Below are 22,322 nucleotides of genomic sequence, written 5' to 3' on the forward strand. Positions count from 1 at the left end.
TAATATCCCTGCGGAACGGCATACCCGCCAGCAGGAACACCTCCTTGATAGCCACCAGGGTAGTATCCGCCGGGATAGGAATTGGCAGCACCTTCGATCGCCATGCCAGCTGCGACGCCAAGGGCAGCACCAATGCCCCAGCCGCCCCAGCCCCAGCCGCCGCCCCAGCCCGGCGTACCCCAGCCGTAACCGAACCAGCCCGGGCCGCCCCAGCCATTCCATCCACCCCAACCAGGCGTGCCCCAACCGACGAAGCGCGGGCCACCCCATCCACCGCCCCAGCCACCATAGCCGGGACGGAACCCCCAACCTGGGCCTCCACGATACCCGTAGCCACCGCCCGGACCACCCCGGAAGCCACCCATGCCAGGGCCGCCACGGAATCCACCTCCCGGGCCACCACCATAACCGCCACCACCACGAAATCCGCCCATCCCGCCACCTCCGGGACCACCGCGGCCTCCACCTCCACCATGGAAGCCACCACCGCCGCCACCGCCCGGACCGCCGCCACGCTGCGCCATGGCCGAGAACGGTGCAGAACCAATCAATGCGGCCAGCACCAAGGCTCCAGCAGATTTTTTCGTGATGTTCATGGCTTGTCTCCTTGGAAATAGCCGCTTTTCAACTTTCCATATCGTCAGAACTCTGGTCCCTGAAAAGGGCTCTTTCAGGGCATGAAACAAGTCGTTTCACGTGAAACACTTCTGTCACCGACGCCTGCGGCCACCCCGCGCTCCGATATGGCCACCAAGGCGTTGCAGGGCATCCCGCAACTCGTCATCTTCAATCTCAGGAACATCAACCTGAACGGGCTTGGGCCTTGGCGGCTTCGGCCTCTCAAATGCTGTCATGTCCTGAACAATCTTTAACCGAAGAATGAGATGCTCACCCCGCAGACCACAGGCTGTATTGATCCGTTCAATGATCTGAGGTGCGAGATGCTGCAATTCCATGGCAATCGGCCCCGAACACGCCAGCGTCAGAGACCCTGCCGACAGCCGACGCGGCTCGGTCACACGAGACAGACGTGGACCGATAAAATCTTCCCAGTCCATGGAAAGCCGAACCAGAAGCGGAGACTTCTTCTTGAACGCCGGCTTGGTAATTCCCGGCACCAGAGCGCCGATCTGCCGCGCTCCTCCACGCTTGGGAATCCATGCGGGCTTTTGGTCCAGTCCCGCTGCCCGACCACGAAGGTTCTTGTCCGGACCGTGATCCTTCGTCATATCCCTCTCCGTGACTCCTAATGCTTCCGACCTGCTCCGCTGGTACGACACTCACCGCCGCACCCTTCCCTGGCGCAGCCTCCCGGGGCAGCGGCCTAACCCCTATGCCGTCTGGCTGAGCGAAATCATGCTTCAGCAGACGACCGTAAAGGCTGTCATAGCCTATTACGAACGCTTTCTCACGCATTACCCGACCGTGCAGGATCTGGCCGCAGCCCCACAGGAAGACGTTCTCTATCTTTGGGCCGGGCTCGGCTACTATGCCCGTGCCCGTAATCTCCATGCCTGCGCCAAACGCGTTGCAGAACTCGGGCAATTCCCGGACACAGTCGAAGACCTCCTGAAGCTTCCAGGCATCGGCGCTTATACCGCGCGCGCCATCGCCGCAATTGCCTTCGGCCGCCCCGTCGTACCGGTCGATGGAAATGTCGAGCGCGTGACATCACGCCTTTTTGCCATAGAAAACCCTCTCCCCGCCTCGCGCCTGCTTTTGGCCAAACAGGCAGCGCTCCTCAACCAGTCCGCAGAAGCACAGGATCGTCCATCAGACTTTGCCCAAGCCCTGTTCGATCTTGGGGCCACAATCTGCACACCCCGCAACCCGTCTTGTCTGACATGCCCCTGGCGTCCATCCTGCCTTGGCCATACCAGAGGAATAGCGTCCACACTTCCTCGCAAAGCGCCCAAACAGGCACGTCCCACGCGTTACGGCGTGCACTTTATCCTTCTGGATACAAGCCAGCAGGTTCTGATGAGAGCCCGACCTGAAAAAGGTCTTCTCGGCGGCATGGATGAATTTCCGGGGACAGAGTGGCGCGAGGCCCCCTGGACTGAAGCTGATGCCATGAATCATGCCCCAACACTTGGGCCGTGGTCTCTACGGGGAGAGGTCACTCATGTCTTTACCCATTTCACACTTAAGCTCATGGTTTACGCAAAGACCCTCCCTGCGGGACATAATGCAGGGATCGACCCATCCTTTGGCGCGTTTCGGTCAACAACACGCGCAGCATTGCCGGGCGTTATGAAGAAATGCCTTGCCCTTGCAGTTACTGATATGGAGAAAAAATGAGCCAGACTTTTCCCAAAACCCAGTTGTGGTTCATGGACTGGCACAGCCGCGTTCTGGATCATGACCCGATCAGCGACTATTTTTCTCCGACGCCCTTTCAGCCTGGCGTCTATCCTGGCATGTCGGCCCTGATTGCGCTTCCCCTAAGCCTTCCTTGCGACATTACGTTTACCAAGCGCGTTTCAATGCCCCGCCCGCTGCCCGTATTTGAAGCCCGTGATGCTGAAAACGGGCTGCTGTTTTTTCAGTTAAAAGGGCACGACAAATTTCTGAAAAGCGTCCCCGGGCCGGGAAAAGGCGAAATCAACACCGACGCCTCCATTCCAAAAAACTGGGAGCGCTTTCTCCCCATGACGGAAGACTTCATGCGTGGCCTGTCCACTCTTCTAACCCCTCAATCCGCCAGCCTGATTGATATAGCCACCGGGAAAGTACTTCCGCCCATCAAACCCGGCGTAGGGTTTCTGTGGCCCTTGGGAGAAACGCCTATTCCCCTCGCCGCCAACATTCAGAATATTGAACAGATCGGACGGCTCCCCGCACGGCACGAAGCCGAAATCTCGTTTATTCGAAACGATGATCAGCCTCCCTGCCGAGTTCACGTCAGGCGACCCAGCTGACATATCAGGACACGGAATTCACGATTGTCGTGAGGGCAGGTGATTTCCAGACCTTTCATGGCTGAACCTGCGTTGCTTTTCCTGAAAACCTCTCAGGGAAAGCTGCGACAATGCCTCAAACACCGTCCTCTGACCTCAAACATCTTCTCCCTTCCGAATTGGATACGGGAACAGTCAAACAGGGTCAGATTACTTTTGGAAACTGGCGCGGAGACGCTGACGTTCCTGAAGCACAGCCTCCACACGCACTTCCACCATCCGAGCGTATCGGGTTTGCAATCATGGGACTGGGACGGCTGACCCTCGGGGAAATTCTTCCTGCCTTCCTTCAATGTCGGCTCGCCAAACCCGTAGCGCTCATTTCCGGTCGCAGGGCAAAGGCCAGATCCGCAGGGCATGCTTACGGGATCGGGGAAGATTCACTTTTCACTTATGATGAAATTCACAAACTGGCAGACAGGCCCGACATTCAGGCCGTGTATGTCGTAACTCCCAACGCATTGCATGCCGGTCAGGTGGAAGCACTTGCCGCCGCAGGCAAACACGTCCTGTGCGAGAAGCCCATGGCCAATTCAAGCGCAGACGCCAAACGTATGATTGAAGCCTGCCATGCTGCCGGTGTGAAGCTCATGGTTGCCTATCGCTGCCATTATGAGCCCTTCAATCAGCTTGTCAGAAAACTGGTTCAAAGCGGCGAACTGGGACGCCCCAAACTTGTAGAAGCCATCAATACCCAGATGCAGGGAAACGCCGATCAATGGCGCCTCAAACCCGAACTGGCTGGCGGAGGAGCCCTTCCGGATATCGGTCTCTATTGTCTCAACGGGACACGCTCTGTGCTTGGAGAAGAGCCTGAAAGTCTGTTCGCACAGATGGTCAGCCCTCCTGATGATCCACGCTACAAAAATCTGGACGAAACATTTTCGTTCATGCTCCGCTTTCCGTCAGGTGTAATCGCCAACTGCGCCACCAGCTACGGCGCACATGAAAGCAAAGACTTGCGCATCCACCTGGAAAAAGGATGGATCTCTTTGGAAAACGCATTTGCCTATACAGGGCATCGTCTTCGCATTGGACGACGGCAGGGTGACCATAAAATAGTCAGCGAATGGCACATCCCGGCCGGGAACCAGTTTACTCTGGAAATCGATCATTTTGCCAAATGCATTCTCCAGAACCATCCTCCCCGAACGTCTGGCGAAGAGGGGCTGCGAGATCAGAAACTGATGGAAGCGCTCTATCAGTCCGCCAGAACAGGCCAGATGATCCACCTGCCTAAAGACGCGTTGTAAACGCCCTCCTCAACCTATCTCGTGCAAGCCACTCTTCGCATGCAATGGAACCCCACACCGCCCAGACAGTTAGGATCTTTGCTATGCTTAAACTCTCTTCTCCCCTCTCCGTACCGGCCGCCCTGTTCCTCGCAGCATTCAGCCTTGCAGGCTGCGTGTCCGAACCTCTTAGCCCGCAGGAGCAGCAACTCGCTTCAGCAGGGTTTGTCAGGCATCCGGCCAATTCCCCGTCCCGCCGGGCCGAACTTCAACTCATGCCCCAGCATGTCTTCCTGACCCGCACCACACCTGAAGGCCTGCGCTATATCTACGCAGACCGTGACATCTGCGACTGCGCCTATATCGGCACGCAGGAAGCTTTCGAAAAATATGCGGCACAGCAACCCCATGGCGTACCAACCCTCGGTAAAGCTACTTCGCCGACGGCAAGCCCACCGGCACCAAACCTGCCCGCAACAGGCAAATAACTGATCTCGCCCCCGAGGCGCGTGCATCATGACCTTCACCGTCGGGCACTATCTTGCCGAACGCCTTACCCAGATTGGGCTGAAGCATCATTTCGCAGTGACGGGCGACGACAATCTCGTCCTGCTGGATCAAATGCTGGCTCACGGCGGCATGAAGCAGATTTACAGCTGCAATGAGTTGAATTGCAGCTTATCCGCAGAAGGCTATGCCCGTGTTAATGGTGCAGCTGCGGCGATCATGACGCTTGGAACTGGAGCAATTTCCGCCCTGAACGTCATAGGTGAAGCCTATGCTGAAAACCTGCCTGTCATCCTGATTTCAGGGATATCAAGTGCTAATGACGAAGAGGCAGGCTGCGCTCTACCCAGTCAGATCGCCACAGTCGGTCCCATCATCGTGGCTGCAGAAAAGATTAATTCGGCTGAGACAGCCCCAGAGCGAATAGATCAGATTATTCAAACAGCTCTACGCGAGAAAAAACCGGCCTATCTAGAAATCCCCAGCCATATCGCAGACCAACCCTGTGTAAGACCTAGTGCGGTTTTCGTCCCCTAATCACATTACTATAGTCACTCTGGAATATGTGCATTTAATTCGGGGGCAGAATTTTTATGTCTTCAACGCCGCCAATAAATACCTGTGTCTGATAGTAAGTGCTGCCGACAGTGCCATCTGCCTTGAGCCGGTCGATTAAAACCCTCTTGGCCAGACCTGAAGCCTGAACGTGACGATGCATGAAATATTGCTCTGCGGTCTGGGATGTTCCCTGTAGCAGGTCGTTTACCGTGCTCTCGTGAATGGAGATGATAAGCGTCTTCGGATCCCGATAGTTATCAGCGGAATCGAGATAGACCATATTGTTCTGCCGCCCGACGCGCTGGACAGTCATCTCGAATTTGCCAACAACGCCTGTCGGGTCTGCCGCTGCCGCCGCAATAGCTTTTTCAGGCGTATACGCATCAGGTGAACACGCAGCCAGACTGATACCCACGACACCAAGAGCAATGGTCTTTTGAAAACGCGCTATCACTGTCTGGTTCCTATCATCGAGTACAGCCCAAATAACTGTATCTTTTCGTAACGGCTGCGTAGATTAACCGCTTCAACGATGAGGCCAAGACCTTACCCCGGAATATGTCCAGAAATTTCAAGCTGCAGCGTCTTCAAAGAAGACGGGCAAATTTCATAAACAGAAACGTCACGCTCATGAACACGAAGCAGACAAAACCGGCTTCAACAGTTCCCCATGCTCCCTGAGCCAGAAACATTCCCCCGGTATTCATTCCAAAGAAACCCGTCACGAACGTAGCGGGAAGCATCAATGTTGTTCCCACAGAAACGATATAGAGCCGTCGGTTGGTTTCTTCTGCCTGATTGGACCCCAGCTCGTCCTGCAATGACCGGGCACGGTCCTGAAGCGCGATAAGATCGTCCAGAGCAGCATGAACCTGACGTTCTGCCCGATCCCGCAGTTCATCCTCTGCCCAATCCGGAAGATCCAGATCCTCGTCTTTCAGAACGCGATCAATTGGCGTCACAACACGACGCAGCTCCGTCGCCCGACGCCGAACCTTACCAACGATACCACCCAGATGACCCAGATCAGAACGATGCTCGATCAGTAGAAGAGCATCTTCCGCGCGATCCAGGTCGTCATCAAGCTGGCCGAGCTGACGCCGCACCGTCCCTGTGAACTCCCGAAGGGCACGATCAATAATCCCTGCCGGCGTCGGCGGAATATGGTCAGCTTTCAAAGACCGGTAAGCCGCTCCAAGAACCGGAATCGGATTGCGCCGCGTCGTAATCAGAAGATCGGGCCGCGTTGCAAAACGCCATGCACAGATCTCCCGGTCATCTTCAGACAAGGCATCATCAAAAGCGGGTAGCGCGCCCCAAATCAGGTCATCGGCCGCTTCAAGTGCGATCCCGTATTCCGTTTCTGCCAGCATCCCGCACACGTCTTCAGGCAGGTCGGGTAAATGCGCAACGAAAGACCGTGCGGAGCTGTGAACCGTATCGAAATGAAGCCAGAACCAGCCCTGCGACGTCAGTTCGTGGCCCGGCGTCAGAAGGTCTTCAACCTCTTCCTGACCCAAAGGTCGCAAGTCTTGTCCGGGTACAGCATGAACAGCCCAGACCAGCCCGTTCGCAAACGCAGGCTTCCCCGTCTCCTGATATGCAGGATCGATCACCGTGAAAGGAAAATTGTAGGTGGAGTTCTCTGACACGGTATCCTCCTGTTCTTCAGGGGGTATTCTGGACCTTCGTCGGCATTAAACAGCACGGCAGAAGGTAATCTGCCGTTCTCTGACATGGCCGCACAGCAGACGCAATATGCTCTTTATGGCAACTGTTACGCTGGCTGGGAGTTAACAGATTATTCCTGGAAGAGCCAGCTCTTCACCATCAAAGGAAATATAATCATGTCCATTCGCCTCAAAGCCTCCCTGCTTGCCACTGCTGTTCTGATGGCCGCCCCTGCCGTGTCCTCAACAGCCTTCGCACAGGCCATCAGCAGCCCGAGCAACGACCAGACGCAAACGGCCAATACCGCAGCGCAGAAGGCCCAGAATTCTACTATCGACCAGCCATCCAACCACCTGCCAACCAATCCCAACACGATTGAAGAGCAGCCGGATCAGCCCGCGCCCAAGGCTCCACATGCCATGTCGGACACTACCAAGCAGGGCAAGACGGAATACAAGCAACATCTGAAGCGGACACATCAGCCGCACCTGACGGTGAAAACCAAGCCTGACACCGCACAGCCGAACTGACACAGGTCAGGTGCGACGGAGCCACACTTTGCGTGGCTCCGCCAAATCTCTATACCTGCTGCCATCAAAGACGGGCAGTAAGGGCCAATCATGACCACGCAGGACTACAAGGTACACGACATCTCCCTGGCAGACTGGGGCCGCAAGGAAATTTCCATCGCTGAAGGCGAAATGCCCGGCCTGATGGCACTCCGCGAAGAATACAAGGACACCCAGCCGCTCAAGGGCGCTCGTATCGCTGGCTGCCTCCACATGACCATCCAGACCGCCGTGCTGATCGAGACGCTGACAGCTCTTGGCGCAACGGTCCGCTGGTCGTCCTGCAACATCTTCTCCACGCAGGATCATGCAGCAGCAGCCATCGCCGCGGCAGGCATTCCCGTCTTCGCCTGGAAGGGCCTGACGGAAGAAGAATTCAACTGGTGCATCGAGCAGACCATCACGGGTCCGGACGGCTGGACGCCGAACATGATCCTTGATGATGGCGGCGACCTCACGGTCATGATGCACGACCAGTTCCCGGAACTTCTGAAGGACGTCCGTGGTCTGTCTGAAGAAACGACGACAGGTGTGCATCGTCTCTGGCAGATGGCAAAAGCTGGCACGCTGAAGGTTCCGGCCATCAACGTGAACGACAGCGTCACGAAGTCCAAGTTCGACAACCTGTATGGCTGCCGTGAGAGCCTCGTGGACGCGATCCGTCGCGGCACGGACGTCATGATGGCTGGCAAGGTTGCCGTCGTTGCCGGTTATGGCGACGTAGGCAAGGGTTCCGCTGCCTCCCTGCGCAATGCAGGCTGCCGCGTTCTCGTGACCGAAGTCGACCCGATCTGCGCCCTGCAGGCTGCCATGGAAGGCTATGAAGTCGTTACCATGGAAAACGCAGCTCCGCGCGGCGACATTTTCGTCACCTGCACGGGCAATGTGGACATCATCACGATCGACCACATGCGCGAAATGAAGGACCGGGCGATCGTCTGCAACATCGGTCACTTCGACAGCGAAATCCAGGTTGAAGCCCTGCGCAACTATCGCTGGAACAACATCAAGCCGCAGGTTGACGAAGTCGAGCTGGCCGAAGGCCGCCGCATCATCCTGCTCTCCGAAGGCCGTCTCGTGAACCTTGGCAACGCCACGGGTCACCCGTCCTTCGTGATGTCCGCTTCCTTCACCAACCAGACGCTGGCCCAGATCGAACTCTGGACCGCCAAGCCGGGCCAGTACGAGGTGAAGGTTTACACTCTGCCGAAGGCTCTGGACGAAAAGGTTGCTGCCCTGCACCTCGCAAAGGTTGGCGCCGAACTCTCCAAGATGTCCACGAAGCAGGCTGACTACATTGGCGTTCCGGTTGCCGGTCCGTTCAAGCACGAAGAATATCGTTACTGAGCGGAACAGGTGACACGGGGTAGGCGTTGTCTACCCCGACACTGTTTTTCAAACCGTCAGGAGAATTTCCTATGGGTCTTTTCAGCTCGATCATGTCCAAGATTTTCGGACATGCAGAAGCAGCCACGCCGACAACTTCCGGCACGGCTGATGCACAGGCTTCCGCTGGCGCTCCGGCTGCCGCAGCCCCAGCGACGCCTGCAACTCCAGCCGCACCAGTAGATGTGGATGCCGTTCTTTCGGATCTGGCATCCAAGGCTGGCCAGCCGCTGAACTACAAGACCTCGATTGTGGATCTTCTGAAGCTGCTCGGCCTTGATAGTTCCCTGGAATCACGCAAGCAGCTTGCAGGCGAACTGCACTACACGGGCAGCACGGATGACTCAGCAACGATGAACGTCTGGCTCATCAAGCAGGTCTATGCCGAGCTGGCCAAGAACGGCGGTAAGGTTCCTGAAGGCTGGGCTCACTAAGCCTTTCCAACAGGATCAGTTAGTGAAAAAGCCCGGATGCTCTCATCCGGGCTTTTTTATTTTTCACTGTGTAGAAAAAAGAATGGGCCGCGAAGGGGACAGTGCTAAGGCAGACGTCTCAATATCAGGCGCCCTCCCCTGACGCAGCTCTGCCAGAGACTGGTGGAAAACCCTGATCCTGACATCCCGTGAGCCATCTAGGTGACGCCAGCGTTCGAACGCCAGAACGGTATTCGGGGCCGTAGAATCCGGTTGATCGGGGAAAGACCAGTCGAGCCCGAACAGGGCCATCATGGCAGCCAGATTGGTATCGTGGCCAGCCAGAACAAGCACCTTTGTGGAAGGTGATATCCCGGGGATAGACCGAACCGGGCGATCAGACAAAAACGCACGAATACTCTCTGCCATCACCCCGTTTCTGGCGCGGGCATATTCGGGCAGACGCCTCAGAAAATGATTTTCCGCTTCATGCGCGGGCATAACAGCTTCCAGAAGGTGCGGCGCATCTTTGTCGGCCACCTTGAAGTCAGCAAGAGACAAACCTTCGGCATAGATCAGCAACAGACTTTCTGCAGCCATGCCTCCCGTTACGAAGCCGCCCTGAAGATGTGGCGTTCCTTTTTTCCACTCAATCTTCGTCGCACCTGAAAAGCATTGAGGCGACGAATTACTCTCCGAGCATGCATCCGGCGCCATGAGCGACTGAACAGCTCTCAGAGCGTTATGAGAGGCCGGCTCGGACAATGTCTTCGTGGCGGCTGCAAATTCTTGCTCCAAAACTCCACGATCAATCTGGCCTGCCTGAGTGCCAAGCGCATTAAAAACCGGATCGACACCTGTCGTCGCCCAATGGGCCTTTATAGCGCATCCTGGGGCTATTTCTTTGGCCCAGACGTCCCCCGTCTGTCGCGTCCGATGATCAGCCGTATCAGCCCAGACAACAGTCTCCTGCTCCAGGAGCTGACACGTCTCGGAGCCCTGAAACAGAGCGCTTGCGCTATAGTTTCTCTGAACAGCCTGCACCATCGCTGCCAATGCTGCGGCACCGTGCTGTGTCATTTCTCCAGGCGCTACAGACCATGTCTGCCAAATATGACCCGTCCGATGCTGCATTTCCTGCGGTGAGAGCGTCGGACTGCGAATCCCGTGTCGGCCGAGAAAAACGATTTTTTCGAGAACGTCTGGCTGCGCCTGAGAGGTACAGCCCCCCAAGGCAAACAAAATAGCAAGCGAAGACAGTCGCCGCATCATGGCATCGTTGCAGTCATGTTGAAGAACACACTCCGGCCAGCAATACGCCAAAACAGTGGGGCATCGCCATAAGACTGATTACCCGCAAAGTCGCTGATGGCGCGGTTGTTGAACAGGTTGGCAATTTTGATGCTTGGAGTCACATTACTGAAAAACGAGCCAATATGATGAATGCGCCAGCCCATGGCGAGATCCGCCGTTACAGTGCTTCCAATTTTGTACTGATTTTTGAAGACCGTATTATCTGCATCATCAGTCGTACTGTCCAAGCCCCAATGCGTTCCCGCATATTTCCCCATAATGGAGAAATAGGGCCCATGCTCACTCTCATAGAGCAGCCCGAAAGACGCCAAAGCGTTTGGACTTTTGGCAACGCGAACATTGCTGTGCTTATATTTTGCGTCATTGACGCTGTAATTCCCATAAAGGGAAAAACCGTAACCAATGACATATTGCCCTTCGAGTTCAATTCCTCGGTAAACTGCTCCACCGCTATTCACATATGTCGATGTCGTACCGATATTGGGAACCTGAATTTGCGCAGAGGCAATATAATTCGAAAAATTGATGTAATATCCGTCCAGAGAAAGCATCCAGTTGCGGCCATGATATACCGATCCAACCTGATAATTCATGGTGGTTTCAGGCTTTACATTTCCAACTGAACTAACCTGGAAAACAGACAGTGGTGGCGCGAGAAAGCCGCGCGCAACCTGAGCATACGCGCTCCAGTTCTTCATAATACGTTGATTAATCGCAATGGACGGCTGCCATGATCCATAGCTTTGTGTATCTTTCAGTGGGAGCTTTGTCCCCTTATTAATACCTGCGTCATAATCCCTTTTGAAAATGGAATATTTTATACCCGGCTTAATCGTCACCCCTGCCCACGGATGAAAATTCAGCTCCAGATAAGGTTGAATTGTCGTGTTCAGGTCTGAAATATCGTAGCTATATGCTGAACCATTTTTACCAAGAACCGGAACGGAGTTCTGGCTCAGATCAATGGCATATGTGTAGCGGCGATCTTTCTGAACGTCAGCCCACACACCCAGAAGAATATCACCGTAAGACGTATGCCCTTTCAGACGAAGGGTATCGCCATATGTCCGATACGCCGCATCTGCGTATTTTCCAGGAATATCGTTTTTATAGGTCGCCACCTTTTTCCCGGCGGCATTATAAAATGTCACACCGTTTGCTGCGGTATCACCCTGACTTGCGTCTGTGCTTTCAGAATAATCATGCTCAAAGCCGCTGGTGTAAATCTGATTTTCTAAAGTGAGCCAGGACAGAAGCTTTGTTTTAAGGGAGATATAATCAAAATCAGATGTATAAACGCTTGGCTGATACCCATAATAACACTGCTTCGACGGATCATTGCATAACCCGTAGTTCTTTCCATATTTTTTATAATCGTCCAAGGTAGCGCCCTGGGTCGTGTACTGCCATTCCTTGTTATACGTCGTTTCAATCGTAAGCGTTGTTTCTGGCGCCAGATCGATAACATCCTTGAACATCAGGTTGCTGCGACGCTCAGAAGAATTGGTCAGATAACCATTGGTTTCCTCGTGCTGCATATCGATAAAAGCACGGCCCATTCTTGTCTTGCCTGTATCGAATTCAATACCACCTGCGCGAGTATTGAAACTACCGTACGTCCCATAAAGCGTTGTTCCCATCCGCGCTGCTGGATTTTTAGACGTAAATCCCATGGTTCCGCCGAACGTCGCATTTCCTATCGTTGACGCTGTGCCAGGCCCACGATCAATCTGCGCCTCCCCCAAAAAGTGAGAGATGAACAGCGATGACGTCGTATGGCCCATATCGGAAGCGTTTCCGAAAGGAATGCCGTCGAATGTCATATTATATTGGCCGTCCTGAAAACCACGCAGACTCATGGTTTCAGCTTTTCCCATTCCCGGACCATTCGGGTTCTGAGAAAACACGCTTGGCTGGAATTGAATAATGTCATCAACGCTTGCGAGCGGAATAATATTATTTGCCAAAAACCCCGACTGAATTTTTGATGTCGGCTGCGTAATGTCTAGTGGTACCGTTGCGGGAGCGATACGTGCAGCATGCCCAAGAACTGTGAGCTTTTCGACCTTCGGCTTTTCTTTGGAAGCATCCTTTTCGGTGTCAGCCTGTTTGAGCTCTGCCGCGTTGGTCGTTGAACCAAAAAATATCGCCGCAGCCATAACGCCGGTCTGCAGGACGAATTTTTTTCTGGTACTGATCATTGGAATTGCGCGCTCCCGTGGAATAGAGAACGCTCATTACTGTTACTACCCGACGCTGAGAACAGGAATTACCAACCTGTAATATAAACTTCATACGGAATACCAAAATCTGTCATAAATATTATGAAATATTTTGGTATTGGAATGTATCAGGGTAGCGGTCGCTTGTCCGCGATGGGGTCAATCTTCGGCTCCGTCAATGGGCCGGAATCCACTACAACAACCAGATCTCCCGCGATCGGGGTCGCCTCCCGGTCCTTGGGCAGGAGTGCCGCAAAGCGCGGATCATAGCTGGCCGCCTGTTCGTAAAGCGCATCTATCAGACCATAATGATCCATGAAGCGGTTCATCGTCGCTGGAATTCGGATACACCCTTCAGACGCAGAGTGACCAAGTCTCCACTCGAGAAACTGTGGGTCCGTAGCGTGAATTTCCAGCCGGATCTGCCCGGTTTCATGTTTTGGGAGCCAGCCCTTCATTGCGGTCTGCCATCCCATATCCCAAACACGGGATCCTTTGGCACCAATCCCGCGGATACCATATTTGTTTTTTGTGCCTTCAGCGCGATAGCCCAAGCGGTCGGCTGAATTTTGAAATACGCCTGTCGGGGTAATATAATAGTATTTTCGGCCTGTTGTTCCTGTTGAAACAGGAGTGCCTCCCAGCGACACCCAAGGTTCGTCTGGTAACGCCAGAACAAAATCAAGATGCTGGATACGCTCATTCCGATCCACAACCATAATCAGTTGAGGACGTGATACAGGCTGATTGGCCTTTGCAACTTCAGCTTGGGCGAGAGAGACAAAAGCCTCCCGACGGTCCTGCTTATAAGTCGTAAAACCCTTCACGGTCTTTGCCATCATTTTCACGAGGCGCGCAGCTTCCTTGTGGGCCTCTGCATTGCTGACGACAGGAAGTGGCGGAATCTGAACCGCAGGAACTACCGGAGTAGCATCTGTCACAGGATTACTGGCAGGCGGAGGAACAGAAACGTCTTCACCTGGTGCGCTCGATACAGGAGGGGTTGGGTCCGCATGCGCGCAGGCCGACAACAAAGGACCGCCACCACATAATGCGGTTGTCACGACAAGAAGTCTGGCAGAGCGATACAATGTGGAAACAGGCCGCATGGACAGGATTACCCTCGGTTCATAATGGTTCAATGAACGCAGGGGATCGGCAGAACCGTCCAGCGTTCAGCAGGAGACGCCACGCCTTAACGCGCCATCTCCCCAAAAAGTCACAGGTCGAGCAAGAGGCGTCTTGGATCTTCAACAAGCTGCTTCACTCTAACAAGAAAACTGACCGCTTCCCGACCATCGACAATTCGATGATCGTAGGAAAGGGCGACATACATCATCGGTCTGACAACAATCTGACCGTCCCGCACAACGGGTCGATCCTGAATGGCATGCATCCCCAGAATACCCGATTGCGGAGTATTCAGAATCGGTGTGGACAGAAGTGAGCCGAAAATGCCTCCGTTCGTTATGGAAAACGTTCCAGAAGAAAGCTCATCAAGCTTGAGAGACCCAACCCTCGCACGTTTTCCATAGTCGGCGATCCGACGCTCCAATTCAGCGAAGCTCATCTGATCGGCTTCATGCAGAACCGGGACGACAAGTCCCCGTTCCGTACCAACGGCAATACCCAGATTGACGAAATCGCGATAGACAATCTCATCGCCTTCGATCTGTGCATTAAGTGCCGGATAATCCTTCAGCGCTCCAACAACAGCCCGAGCGAAAAATGACATAAAGCCCAACCGGGCACCGTCATGCTTTTTTTCAAACTCTTCACGATATTCTGCCCGCAACGCTTTTGCCGCTGACATATCGATTTCATTGAACGTCGTGAGAATAGCAGCCGTGTTCTGAGCCGCTTTCAGATTCCGTGCGATTGTCTGACGAAGGCGTGACATGGGAACACGACGCTCGCGACCATCATCTGCCCTTGGCGCTGAGGGAATTGGTGCTTTAGCCGGTGCCGCAACGGGTTCCGGCTTCAGAACAGCAGCAGGCACAGGTTCGGGGGCAGGCGTGGAAACAGGCTCAGGCTTTACTGCTTCGACAGGAGCAACGGGAGCGACAGTCGGCGCTTCAGCTGTTTCGTCCACTTCTCCCAAAAGACCCCCTATTTCCACCTCTGTGCCAACCGCGATGCAATTCTCAAGACGCCCAGCGGACGGGGCAGTCACCTCAACGCTGACCTTGTCTGTCTCAAGTTCGAGAATTGTCTCATCGTGCTGAACATAGTCGCCAGACTGCTTCAGCCACCGCGCGACGATTGCGGTCGTCAGGCTTTCCCCTAGCGCCGGTACCCGGATTTCGACCGCCATCGTCACTCCTTACTTGCACAAACATCCCGATCAAGGGATGGATCTCTATAAAATTCCCGTTCCGTCGGACATACGACAGGATCACAAAAACAGGATAGTGCATCTTGCGGTCAAACGGGAGCCAGGAACTATCCCTATGCCGGGACTTTGAAAAGAAGAGCAAAGGACACCGTCATGCCCCTTCCCTCGGATTATCCCGAATTTCTTGCATCCGATCATCTTTCTGGAAGGACGCGCGACATTCTCGTCACGCGCCTTGAGGACGACCTGTTACAGGCGCCACGCGTCCTTTCCCCAAGAGCCTTTGCAGTTCTTGAAGCCCTTCTGCCGGTTCTGCTTCCTCAGGAAGATATTCTGGGAAACAGTCCCCTTAACCTGGCCGTCCGCATAGATACCGCGCTTGCCGGACCACGCGACGGCTGGCGGTTTGCAGAACTTCCTCCAGACGTCACGGCGTGGGAGCAGGCATTACTGACTCTGGATGATCTTGCCCAAGCTCAACACAGCATGCCTTTTCCGGCGCTCAATGCTTCAGCAATTGGTCAGACGCTCGATGAACTCGCGGAAGGACTCCATGGCATAAACGCGGCGAACCGCCTGATGCCTGAGCAGATGCAAAAGTGGTCATTCGATCTTCGGGCAGACGCGATTGAATGCTTCCTCGCCGATGCTCGTGTTCAGGATGCACTAGGAATTTCCGCCAACCTCAACGGTGGAGATGGTGTGTTCCAAGGGTTCCAGACTGTTGATGCCAATGAGCGGGAACCCTTCGAACCACTCCCTAAAATCCCTTCAGCCAAAGCGTGAGACAAGACCCTTCCATGAAGACTTATGCCGAAACAGAGATTCTGGACGTCATTGTCATCGGGAGTGGCGCAGGCGGCGCTCCTCTTGCTGCTCGTCTGGCTCAGGCTGGAAAGAGTGTCCTGGTCCTTGAATCTGGCCCAAGCTTTTCACCCTCCCGTTATACATCAGACGAGATCGAGGCGCGCGAAATCTACTGGCTGCATGAACGTCTGTCTGGTGGCCGCAATCCTCAACCTTTCGGTGGAAATAACAGTGGCACCGGCGTAGGCGGCTCCCTGCTGCATTACGGCGCTTTTCTACCCCGCCCTCATGCTGGCGATTTTCGGCTTCATACTGAAACCGGCCGCAGTGTGGATTGGCCCTTTTCTTATGAGGAACTCCTCCCTTACATCGAAGAGGTTGAAGCCTTCATTGGTGTTTCGGGGCCATCAAACTATCCATGGGATCCTGCCCGGCGTTATTCCTACGCCCCTCCACCAGCCAATCCGGCTGCGATGAAGATGCGGGAAGCCTGCGACGCCGTTGGCATTCGTCATGCTGATGGGCCAACGGCTCTCATTACGCGCGATTTCAACCAGCCCCATTTTGGAACTCGTAAAGCATGTGCAAATTGCGGTGCATGTCATCAGGGCTGCCGCAACGGGGCCAAGTCAGGCGCAGACAATACGTGGCTTCCGCTTGCTGTCGCGCATGGTGCTGAAATTCGCTCTGGGTGCCACGTCCATACAATCGAGACGAACCAGGCCGGGCGCGTCACCGGCGTCGTCTACACCCGAAACGGTGAAAACGTCCGTCAACGCTGTGAGCGCCTTGTTCTGTCTGCTGGTGCTGTCGAAACGGCAAGACTGCTGCTTCACAATGAACTGGCAAACAGCTCCGGACAGGTCGGTGAAAACTACATGACCCATATCTCGACGCAGATCTGGGGAGAAATTGATGAGGAGGTACGCCCAAACCGGGGTTATCCGTCCCTCACAATCACAGAAGACATGATGCGCCCCAAAGATGCCGATTTTGCGGGGGGCTATCTGATTCAGTCCCTCGGAATGATGCCGATCACCTGGGCCTCCAACATTGCACGCGGGTCAAAGCGTCGTGGAGCAGATCTCGTAAGAACATTGGCCGGGTACAACCGCAGTATCGGCATGGGGATTCACGGCGACTGCATGCCCAGCCCTGAAAACCGGGTTGTTCTGTCAGACGAAAAGGATGCCCTGGGTCTGCCAAAGCCACTCATTACCCACAGCTACGGCCCGAACGAACTGGCAATGCACGCTCATGCATCGCGTCTGTTAACGCGCATGTGGCAAGCCATCGGAGCCAAGGATCTACGTCTTCTTGATCGGGCAGCCCATATGATGGGAACGGCACGGATGGGGACGGAGTCCGGCTCTGCTGTCGTCACCCCATACGGCCAGAGTTTTGATATCGAGAACCTTTGGATCAGTGATCATTCAACCTTCCCCAGTGCAACGGCAGCCAATCCGGCCCTGACCATTATGGCCCTGTCCTTGCGCACCGCAGATGCCATGTTGAAAAACTGATTTATATCAAAGTGCCACCCCGGAGCGCACGAGGCTTGACACCCCTTTGTGCGCTCCGGTAATTCGAGCGTGACTTCTTGGTGGCTATCAGCTGCCCGGTCTCCTTTCCTAACCGGATGATGCCCGTTTGCGATGCCCGGCCCTTCATGGGTGCCAGACATCCCGAACCACTGCTTCCGATCCAGTTCTTGCATCAGGCAGGCACATCCTCCCCCATTAAGGTCTGCCCAAAGGGCACATAAGGCGCGTCTTTCATGCATCTCGCCGAACTCAAGAAAAAATCTCCGGCCGATCTGCTGGCTTATGCAGAGGAACTGGAGATCGAGAACGTCTCGTCCATGCGCAAGCAGGACATCATGTTTGCCATCCTCAAGACCCTTGCCGAGCGCGATCAGGCGATCTACGGCGAAGGGACGCTGGAAATCCTGCCAGACGGTTTTGGATTCCTGCGCAGCCCGGAAGCAAATTACCTTCCTGGCCCTGACGACATCTATATTTCCCCAACTCAGGTTCGTCGCTTCGGCCTCCGCCCTGGCGATACCGTCGAAGGCCAGATCCGTGCGCCTCGCGACGGAGAGCGTTACTTCGCTCTGCTGAAGGTCAACACCATCAACTTCGAGGACCCGGACGTTGTCCGGACTCGTATCAACTTTGACAATCTGACGCCGCTCTACCCTGAGCGCCGCCTGAAGATGGAAGTTGAGCAGTCCGAGCCAGCCGCTAGCGAGTCTTCTCCGCGTAGCAAGGGCAAAAAGGACCAGCGCGACTACACCCCACGTGTAATCGATCTGGTGACGCCAATCGGCATGGGCCAGCGCGCCCTGATCGTTGCTCCGCCCCGTACGGGTAAGACCGTGATGCTTCAGAGCATCGCTGCCTCCATTTCAGCCAACCATCCCGAAGTCTTCCTGATCGTTCTTCTGATTGATGAGCGTCCAGAAGAAGTGACGGACATGGCGCGCTCGGTGCGTGGTGAAGTCGTGTCCTCCACCTTCGATGAACCGGCAACACGCCACGTTCAGGTGACGGAAATGGTGCTCGAAAAGGCCAAGCGCCTTGTCGAGCACAAGCGCGACGTGGTCATCCTGCTGGATTCCATTACGCGTCTTGCCCGCGCCTACAACACCGTCGTTCCTTCATCGGGCAAGGTGCTGACAGGTGGTGTGGATGCAAACGCCCTGCAGCGCCCCAAGCGCTTCTTCGGTGCGGCCCGTAACATTGAAGAAGGTGGATCACTCACCATCATCGCAACGGCCCTGATCGATACGGGCTCGCGCATGGATGAAGTGATCTTCGAAGAGTTCAAGGGCACCGGTAACGCCGAACTCATCCTGGATCGCAAGCTTGCAGACAAGCGTACCTTCCCGGCCATCGACATCACCAAGTCTGGCACACGTAAGGAAGAGCTTCTTGTTGAGCGCGGTGAGCTTTCCAAGATGTGGGTCCTGCGTCGCATCCTTGCCCCGATGGGCACGATGGATGCCATGGACTTCCTGCTGGACAAGCTCAAGTACAGCAAGTCCAATCAGGACTTCTTCGATGCTATGAACAACTGATCCTGTTGTTTGCATCACAAAAAAAGGGGAGCCATGGCTCCCCTTTTTTATTGGACTCTCTCACTCACCCTTTTCGAGATTGAGGAGAATTCTCTTGTCTACAACACCATTCAGGCCCGAATAGCCTCCAAGCCCGTTTGTTCCCACAACCCGATGACACGGGATCAGAACAGGGATCGGATTCGCGCCCATTGCTCCGCCTATGGACCGGGCTGATCCACCAGCCTGTGCCGCAATCTGGGCGTATGTCCGGGTCTCTCCGTAGGGGATTTCAAGGATTGCCTGCCAGACCTTCTGGCGATACGGCGTGCCATATGGAGAGAATGGCAGACTGGAAAAATCTACCTTTTCGCCATCGAAATACTGTTCGAGCAGATCCCGAACTTTTACGAGGAGCGGAGTTTCCTCCTGATCACGTCCCCATCCCCAGTCGAGAGCGACAATACGCCCTTCGTCTTCACTGATGGTGAGGGCTCCAAGAGGAGAATAACAGGATAGCTGTGGCATACAGCTAGGCTGCCTGATGCCTTGGAAAGCGTCAATCATGCTTCCCTAAAAGAGTCCCGATCAAAAAAACGTATGCATGCTCTGCATATTCCGGGAAGCCGATATTCTCAAATAACATATGGAACTATTTTCGTATTCTTTCCTGAAATACTCTGCAATCTGTTGGGAAATAGCCATTCGTGTGTCAAAACTGCGACAGGATCGCTCAGATACAGGTCATTAGTTTTTGAGAACAATTCTCATCTAGTTGTTTTTCGATTTTTGTCAGCATAACGCTCACGGAAACGTCAGAAGCTCAGTTTTCTATAAACAATAAGATAAGGAGTAGTAAGTTCTCGTGATGCTGGTTTTCCAGGCAACTTCAAAAACTGATGGTTCCTTACCTGTAAGGCATCCATCAGGACTTGAGCGGTCCGGAATATCAGCAATAAGAACAGTCTTTGCAAAAAGGACAGTCGGATCATGGTTTCTGGTCTACTGACGCCGATCAACGTTACGAAGAAGCGCCTTCTGGGCTGCGCGGCCGCACTGGCATTCTGCGCAGCTTCCCCTCTTGCCCTCGCTGAGGACACCGGTACCGCCATCACCAACGCCGACCAGCATCCAGGAGACTGGATGAGCTATGGTCGGACCTACTCCGAGCAGCGCTATAGCCCCCTGGACCAGATCACCAAGGACAATGCTGGCAATCTGAAGCTGGCATGGCACTATGACCTGGATACCAACCGCGGGCAGGAAGGTACGCCGCTGATCATCGATGGCGTCATGTATGCCACGACCAACTGGAGCAAGATGAAAGCTCTGGATGCAGCAACAGGCAAGCTGCTCTGGTCCTATGACCCAAAAGTTCCTGGCAACATTGCTGACCGTGGCTGCTGCGATACGGTCAACCGTGGTGCGGCTTACTGGAACGGCAAGGTCTATTTCGGCACGTTCGACGGTCGTCTGATCGCTCTGGACGCCAAAACCGGCAAGCTGGTCTGGAGCGTTTATACGGTTCCCAAGGAAGCACAGCTCGGTCATCAGCGCTCTTACACGCTTGATGGCGCCCCGCGTATTGCCAAAGGCAAGGTCATCGTCGGTAACGGTGGTGCAGAATTTGGCGCCCGTGGCTTTGTGACAGCGTATGACGCTGAAACGGGTAAGGTGGACTGGCGCTTCTTCACTGTTCCAAACCCCGACAATAAGCCGGACGGCGCAGCTTCTGACGATGTGCTGATGTCCAAGGCTTACCCGACATGGGGCAAGGGCGGCGCATGGAAGCAGCAGGGCGGCGGCGGTACCGTCTGGGATTCGCTGATCTATGACCCGGTCACAGATCTCGTTTACCTGGGCGTCGGTAACGGCTCACCATGGAACTACAAGTTCCGTTCTGAAGGAAAAGGGAACAACCTCTTCCTCGGCAGCATCGTGGCCATCAATCCTGATACCGGCAAATACGTCTGGCATTTCCAGGAAACGCCGATGGACCAGTGGGATTACACCTCGGTTCAGCAGATCATGGCGCTCGACATGCCGATCAATGGCGAAATGCGCCATGTGCTCGTTCATGCGCCAAAGAACGGCTTTTTCTATATCCTCGATGCCAAGACCGGTAAGTTCATTTCCGGCAAGCCTTACACCTACGAGAACTGGGCCAATGGTCTGGACCCTGTAACGGGCCGTCCGAACTATAACCCCGACGCTCTGTGGACGCTGAACGGCAAGCCCTGGTATGGCATTCCGGGCGATCTGGGTGGCCATAACTTTGCTGCCATGGCTTACAGCCCGCAGACGAAGCTGGTTTATATCCCGGCTCAGCAGGTTCCATTCGTCTATGACCCGCAGAAGGGTGGCTTCAAGGCTCACCACGATAGCTGGAACCTTGGTCTGGACATGAACAAGATCGGCCTGCTGGATGACAACGATCCGCAGCACAAGGCTGACAAAGCCCAGTTCCTGAAGGATCTGAAGGGCTGGATCGTGGCCTGGGATCCGCAGAAGCAGCAGGCAGCGTTCACGGTTGACCACAAGGGTCCGTGGAATGGTGGCCTTCTTGCCACGGCCGGCGGCGTCCTGTTCCAGGGTCTCGCGACCGGTGAATTCCATGCTTACGACGCTACGACAGGCAAGGATCTGTTCAAGTTCCCAGCCCAGAGCGCCATCATTGCTCCTCCGGTGACCTATACGGCTCACGGCAAGCAGTATGTTGCGGTTGAAGTGGGTTGGGGCGGTATCTATCCGTTCTTCCTTGGTGGCGTAGCTCGGACATCCGGCTGGACCGTCAACCACTCACGGATCATCGCCTTCGCTCTTGATGGCAACGACAAGTTGCCTGCCAAGAACGAGCTTGGATTTGTTCCGGTGAAGCCGCCTGAGAAGTGGGATGAAGCCAAGACCAAGGACGGCTACTTCCAGTTCCAGACCTATTGCGCAGCCTGCCATGGCGACAACAGCATCTCTGGCGGCGTTCTGCCTGACCTGCGTTGGTCCGGTGCCATCCGCGGGCCTGAGAAGTTCTACAAGCTCGTCGGCAAGGGTGCTCTGACGGCCTACGGTATGGATCGTTTCGACACGTCCATGTCTCCGGCTGAAATCGAAGACATCCGCAACTTCATCGTAAAGCGCGCCAACGAGTCCTACGCAGACGAAGTCAAGGCCCGAGAGAATGAGGCAGGCGTCCCGAACGCCGAATTCCTCAACGTCCCTCAGGGTCCGGTTGCGCCTGCAACGCCGGACCATCCGTGACGGGAAACCGTCACGCTGAAAGGAATGACGTG

General features: G+C 54.9%; 20 protein-coding genes and 1 pseudogene. 12 read left to right on the top strand and 9 right to left on the bottom strand.

Going from position 1 to position 22,322, the window contains the following annotated elements; genetic code table 11:
• Both KP705_RS20615 and KP705_RS08060 read right to left on the bottom strand, forming a co-directional pair.
• Positions 1 to 596 (bottom strand): hypothetical protein (locus tag KP705_RS20615; RefSeq protein WP_215764284.1); only part of this gene is annotated, 596 nt, incomplete at its 3' end.
• Between the two features lie 114 nt (positions 597 to 710).
• Positions 711 to 1,229, bottom strand: coding sequence for a DciA family protein (locus tag KP705_RS08060; RefSeq protein WP_046900385.1), 519 nt, complete (start codon positions 1,227 to 1,229; stop codon positions 711 to 713).
• Between the two features lie 10 nt (positions 1,230 to 1,239).
• Here KP705_RS08060 and mutY point away from each other — a divergent pair, with 10 nt between their 5' ends.
• The 5 genes and pseudogenes from mutY to KP705_RS08085 all read left to right on the top strand — a co-directional run.
• Positions 1,240 to 2,301 carry an A/G-specific adenine glycosylase gene (gene mutY / locus KP705_RS08065; RefSeq protein WP_215764285.1) on the top strand — a complete coding sequence of 354 codons (1,062 nt, stop codon included), beginning with the start codon at positions 1,240 to 1,242 and terminating at the stop codon, positions 2,299 to 2,301.
• Positions 2,298 to 2,921: a hypothetical protein gene (locus KP705_RS08070; RefSeq protein ID WP_215764286.1), complete on the top strand. Its 624-nt coding sequence runs from the start codon at positions 2,298 to 2,300 to the stop codon at positions 2,919 to 2,921. Before mutY ends, KP705_RS08070 begins: the two co-directional genes overlap by 4 nt.
• 110 nt (positions 2,922 to 3,031) lie before the next feature.
• On the top strand, positions 3,032 to 4,213 hold the full coding sequence (locus tag KP705_RS08075; RefSeq protein WP_215764287.1) for a Gfo/Idh/MocA family protein: 1,182 nt from the start codon (positions 3,032 to 3,034) through the stop codon (positions 4,211 to 4,213).
• An 83-nt stretch (positions 4,214 to 4,296) separates the two neighbouring features.
• Complete coding sequence (locus tag KP705_RS08080) at positions 4,297 to 4,680, top strand: hypothetical protein (protein ID WP_252348299.1); 384 nt, start codon at positions 4,297 to 4,299, stop codon at positions 4,678 to 4,680.
• 28 nt (positions 4,681 to 4,708) lie between these two features.
• A pseudogene (locus tag KP705_RS08085) lies at positions 4,709 to 5,224 on the top strand (thiamine pyrophosphate-binding protein); the annotation flags it as partial.
• A 46-nt stretch (positions 5,225 to 5,270) separates the two neighbouring features.
• Here the strand turns inward: KP705_RS08085 and KP705_RS08090 are convergent.
• Together KP705_RS08090 and KP705_RS08095 are read right to left on the bottom strand one after the other, a co-directional pair.
• On the bottom strand, positions 5,271 to 5,711 hold the full coding sequence (locus tag KP705_RS08090) for a hypothetical protein (RefSeq protein ID WP_203549296.1): 441 nt from the start codon (positions 5,709 to 5,711) through the stop codon (positions 5,271 to 5,273).
• A 133-nt stretch (positions 5,712 to 5,844) separates the two neighbouring features.
• A complete protein-coding gene (locus KP705_RS08095; RefSeq protein WP_215764289.1) occupies positions 5,845 to 6,909 on the bottom strand; it encodes a transporter in 1,065 nt (354 codons plus the stop codon).
• 195 nt (positions 6,910 to 7,104) lie between these two features.
• Between KP705_RS08095 and KP705_RS08100 the strand changes: the two genes are divergently transcribed.
• The 3 genes from KP705_RS08100 to KP705_RS08110 all read left to right on the top strand — a co-directional run bounded on the left by KP705_RS08100 (position 7,105) and on the right by KP705_RS08110 (position 9,317).
• A complete protein-coding gene (locus KP705_RS08100) occupies positions 7,105 to 7,458 on the top strand; it encodes a hypothetical protein (RefSeq protein ID WP_046900952.1) in 354 nt (117 codons plus the stop codon).
• Positions 7,459 to 7,548: 90 nt separating this feature from the next.
• Entirely contained in the window at positions 7,549 to 8,844 is a 1,296-nt protein-coding gene (gene ahcY, locus KP705_RS08105) for an adenosylhomocysteinase (RefSeq protein WP_010504430.1), read from the top strand.
• 71 nt (positions 8,845 to 8,915) lie between these two features.
• Positions 8,916 to 9,317, top strand: a complete 402-nt coding sequence (locus KP705_RS08110) for a DUF3597 domain-containing protein (protein ID WP_086634721.1) — start codon at positions 8,916 to 8,918, stop codon at positions 9,315 to 9,317.
• A gap of 63 nt (positions 9,318 to 9,380) precedes the next feature.
• Here the strand turns inward: KP705_RS08110 and KP705_RS08115 are convergent, their stop codons facing one another.
• The 4 genes from KP705_RS08115 to sucB form a co-directional block, all read right to left on the bottom strand.
• On the bottom strand, positions 9,381 to 10,376 hold the full coding sequence (locus KP705_RS08115; protein ID WP_252348300.1) for a phosphoanhydride phosphohydrolase: 996 nt from the start codon (positions 10,374 to 10,376) through the stop codon (positions 9,381 to 9,383).
• A gap of 188 nt (positions 10,377 to 10,564) precedes the next feature.
• Positions 10,565 to 12,811, bottom strand: coding sequence for a TonB-dependent receptor (locus KP705_RS08120; RefSeq protein ID WP_215764291.1), 2,247 nt, complete (start codon positions 12,809 to 12,811; stop codon positions 10,565 to 10,567).
• A gap of 149 nt (positions 12,812 to 12,960) precedes the next feature.
• On the bottom strand, positions 12,961 to 13,941 hold the full coding sequence (locus KP705_RS08125; RefSeq protein ID WP_046900393.1) for a L,D-transpeptidase: 981 nt from the start codon (positions 13,939 to 13,941) through the stop codon (positions 12,961 to 12,963).
• 110 nt (positions 13,942 to 14,051) lie between these two features.
• Positions 14,052 to 15,149: a dihydrolipoyllysine-residue succinyltransferase gene (sucB, locus tag KP705_RS08130; protein ID WP_046900394.1), complete on the bottom strand. Its 1,098-nt coding sequence runs from the start codon at positions 15,147 to 15,149 to the stop codon at positions 14,052 to 14,054.
• A 174-nt stretch (positions 15,150 to 15,323) separates the two neighbouring features.
• Here sucB and KP705_RS08135 point away from each other — a divergent pair, with 174 nt between their 5' ends.
• From KP705_RS08135 to rho, 3 genes are all read left to right on the top strand, one after another.
• Positions 15,324 to 15,956: a gluconate 2-dehydrogenase subunit 3 family protein gene (locus tag KP705_RS08135; RefSeq protein ID WP_235271743.1), complete on the top strand. Its 633-nt coding sequence runs from the start codon at positions 15,324 to 15,326 to the stop codon at positions 15,954 to 15,956.
• 14 nt (positions 15,957 to 15,970) lie between these two features.
• Positions 15,971 to 17,500, top strand: a complete 1,530-nt coding sequence (locus KP705_RS08140) for a GMC family oxidoreductase (RefSeq protein WP_046900396.1) — start codon at positions 15,971 to 15,973, stop codon at positions 17,498 to 17,500.
• A gap of 254 nt (positions 17,501 to 17,754) precedes the next feature.
• Positions 17,755 to 19,056, top strand: coding sequence for a transcription termination factor Rho (gene rho, locus KP705_RS08145; protein ID WP_046900397.1), 1,302 nt, complete (start codon positions 17,755 to 17,757; stop codon positions 19,054 to 19,056).
• 60 nt (positions 19,057 to 19,116) lie between these two features.
• Here the strand turns inward: rho and KP705_RS08150 are convergent, their stop codons facing one another.
• Entirely contained in the window at positions 19,117 to 19,602 is a 486-nt protein-coding gene (locus KP705_RS08150) for a methylated-DNA--[protein]-cysteine S-methyltransferase (RefSeq protein WP_046900398.1), read from the bottom strand.
• Between the two features lie 423 nt (positions 19,603 to 20,025).
• Between KP705_RS08150 and KP705_RS08155 the strand changes: the two genes are divergently transcribed.
• Positions 20,026 to 22,290 (top strand): PQQ-dependent dehydrogenase, methanol/ethanol family, encoded by a 2,265-nt coding sequence (locus KP705_RS08155; RefSeq protein WP_046900399.1) that lies wholly within the window; start codon positions 20,026 to 20,028, stop codon positions 22,288 to 22,290.
• Positions 22,291 to 22,322 lie beyond the last annotated feature (32 nt).

Origin of the sequence: Gluconobacter sp. P1D12_c (genome assembly GCF_018812105.1) — a bacterium.
Taxonomy (GTDB): Bacteria; Pseudomonadota; Alphaproteobacteria; order Acetobacterales; family Acetobacteraceae; genus Gluconobacter; species Gluconobacter oxydans_A.

Bases quoted from the DNA above. Each gene is read 5' to 3' on its own strand.
- KP705_RS08080 (WP_252348299.1), top strand. From the start codon at position 4,297: ATGCTTAAACTCTCTTCTCCCCTCTCCGTACCGGCCGCCCTGTTCCTC.
- KP705_RS08155 (WP_046900399.1), top strand. From the start codon at position 20,026: ATGGTTTCTGGTCTACTGACGCCGATCAACGTTACGAAGAAGCGCCTT.
- KP705_RS08135 (WP_235271743.1), top strand. From the start codon at position 15,324: ATGCCCCTTCCCTCGGATTATCCCGAATTTCTTGCATCCGATCATCTT.
- KP705_RS08070 (WP_215764286.1), top strand. From the start codon at position 2,298: ATGAGCCAGACTTTTCCCAAAACCCAGTTGTGGTTCATGGACTGGCAC.
- sucB (WP_046900394.1), bottom strand. From the start codon at position 15,149: ATGGCGGTCGAAATCCGGGTACCGGCGCTAGGGGAAAGCCTGACGACC.
- KP705_RS08125 (WP_046900393.1), bottom strand. From the start codon at position 13,941: ATGCGGCCTGTTTCCACATTGTATCGCTCTGCCAGACTTCTTGTCGTG.
- ahcY (WP_010504430.1), top strand. From the start codon at position 7,549: ATGACCACGCAGGACTACAAGGTACACGACATCTCCCTGGCAGACTGG.
- rho (WP_046900397.1), top strand. From the start codon at position 17,755: ATGCATCTCGCCGAACTCAAGAAAAAATCTCCGGCCGATCTGCTGGCT.
- KP705_RS08120 (WP_215764291.1), bottom strand. From the start codon at position 12,811: ATGATCAGTACCAGAAAAAAATTCGTCCTGCAGACCGGCGTTATGGCT.
- KP705_RS08075 (WP_215764287.1), top strand. From the start codon at position 3,032: ATGCCTCAAACACCGTCCTCTGACCTCAAACATCTTCTCCCTTCCGAA.
- KP705_RS08100 (WP_046900952.1), top strand. From the start codon at position 7,105: ATGTCCATTCGCCTCAAAGCCTCCCTGCTTGCCACTGCTGTTCTGATG.
- KP705_RS08115 (WP_252348300.1), bottom strand. From the start codon at position 10,376: ATGACACAGCACGGTGCCGCAGCATTGGCAGCGATGGTGCAGGCTGTT.
- KP705_RS08060 (WP_046900385.1), bottom strand. From the start codon at position 1,229: ATGACGAAGGATCACGGTCCGGACAAGAACCTTCGTGGTCGGGCAGCG.
- KP705_RS08140 (WP_046900396.1), top strand. From the start codon at position 15,971: ATGAAGACTTATGCCGAAACAGAGATTCTGGACGTCATTGTCATCGGG.
- KP705_RS08110 (WP_086634721.1), top strand. From the start codon at position 8,916: ATGGGTCTTTTCAGCTCGATCATGTCCAAGATTTTCGGACATGCAGAA.
- KP705_RS08150 (WP_046900398.1), bottom strand. From the start codon at position 19,602: ATGATTGACGCTTTCCAAGGCATCAGGCAGCCTAGCTGTATGCCACAG.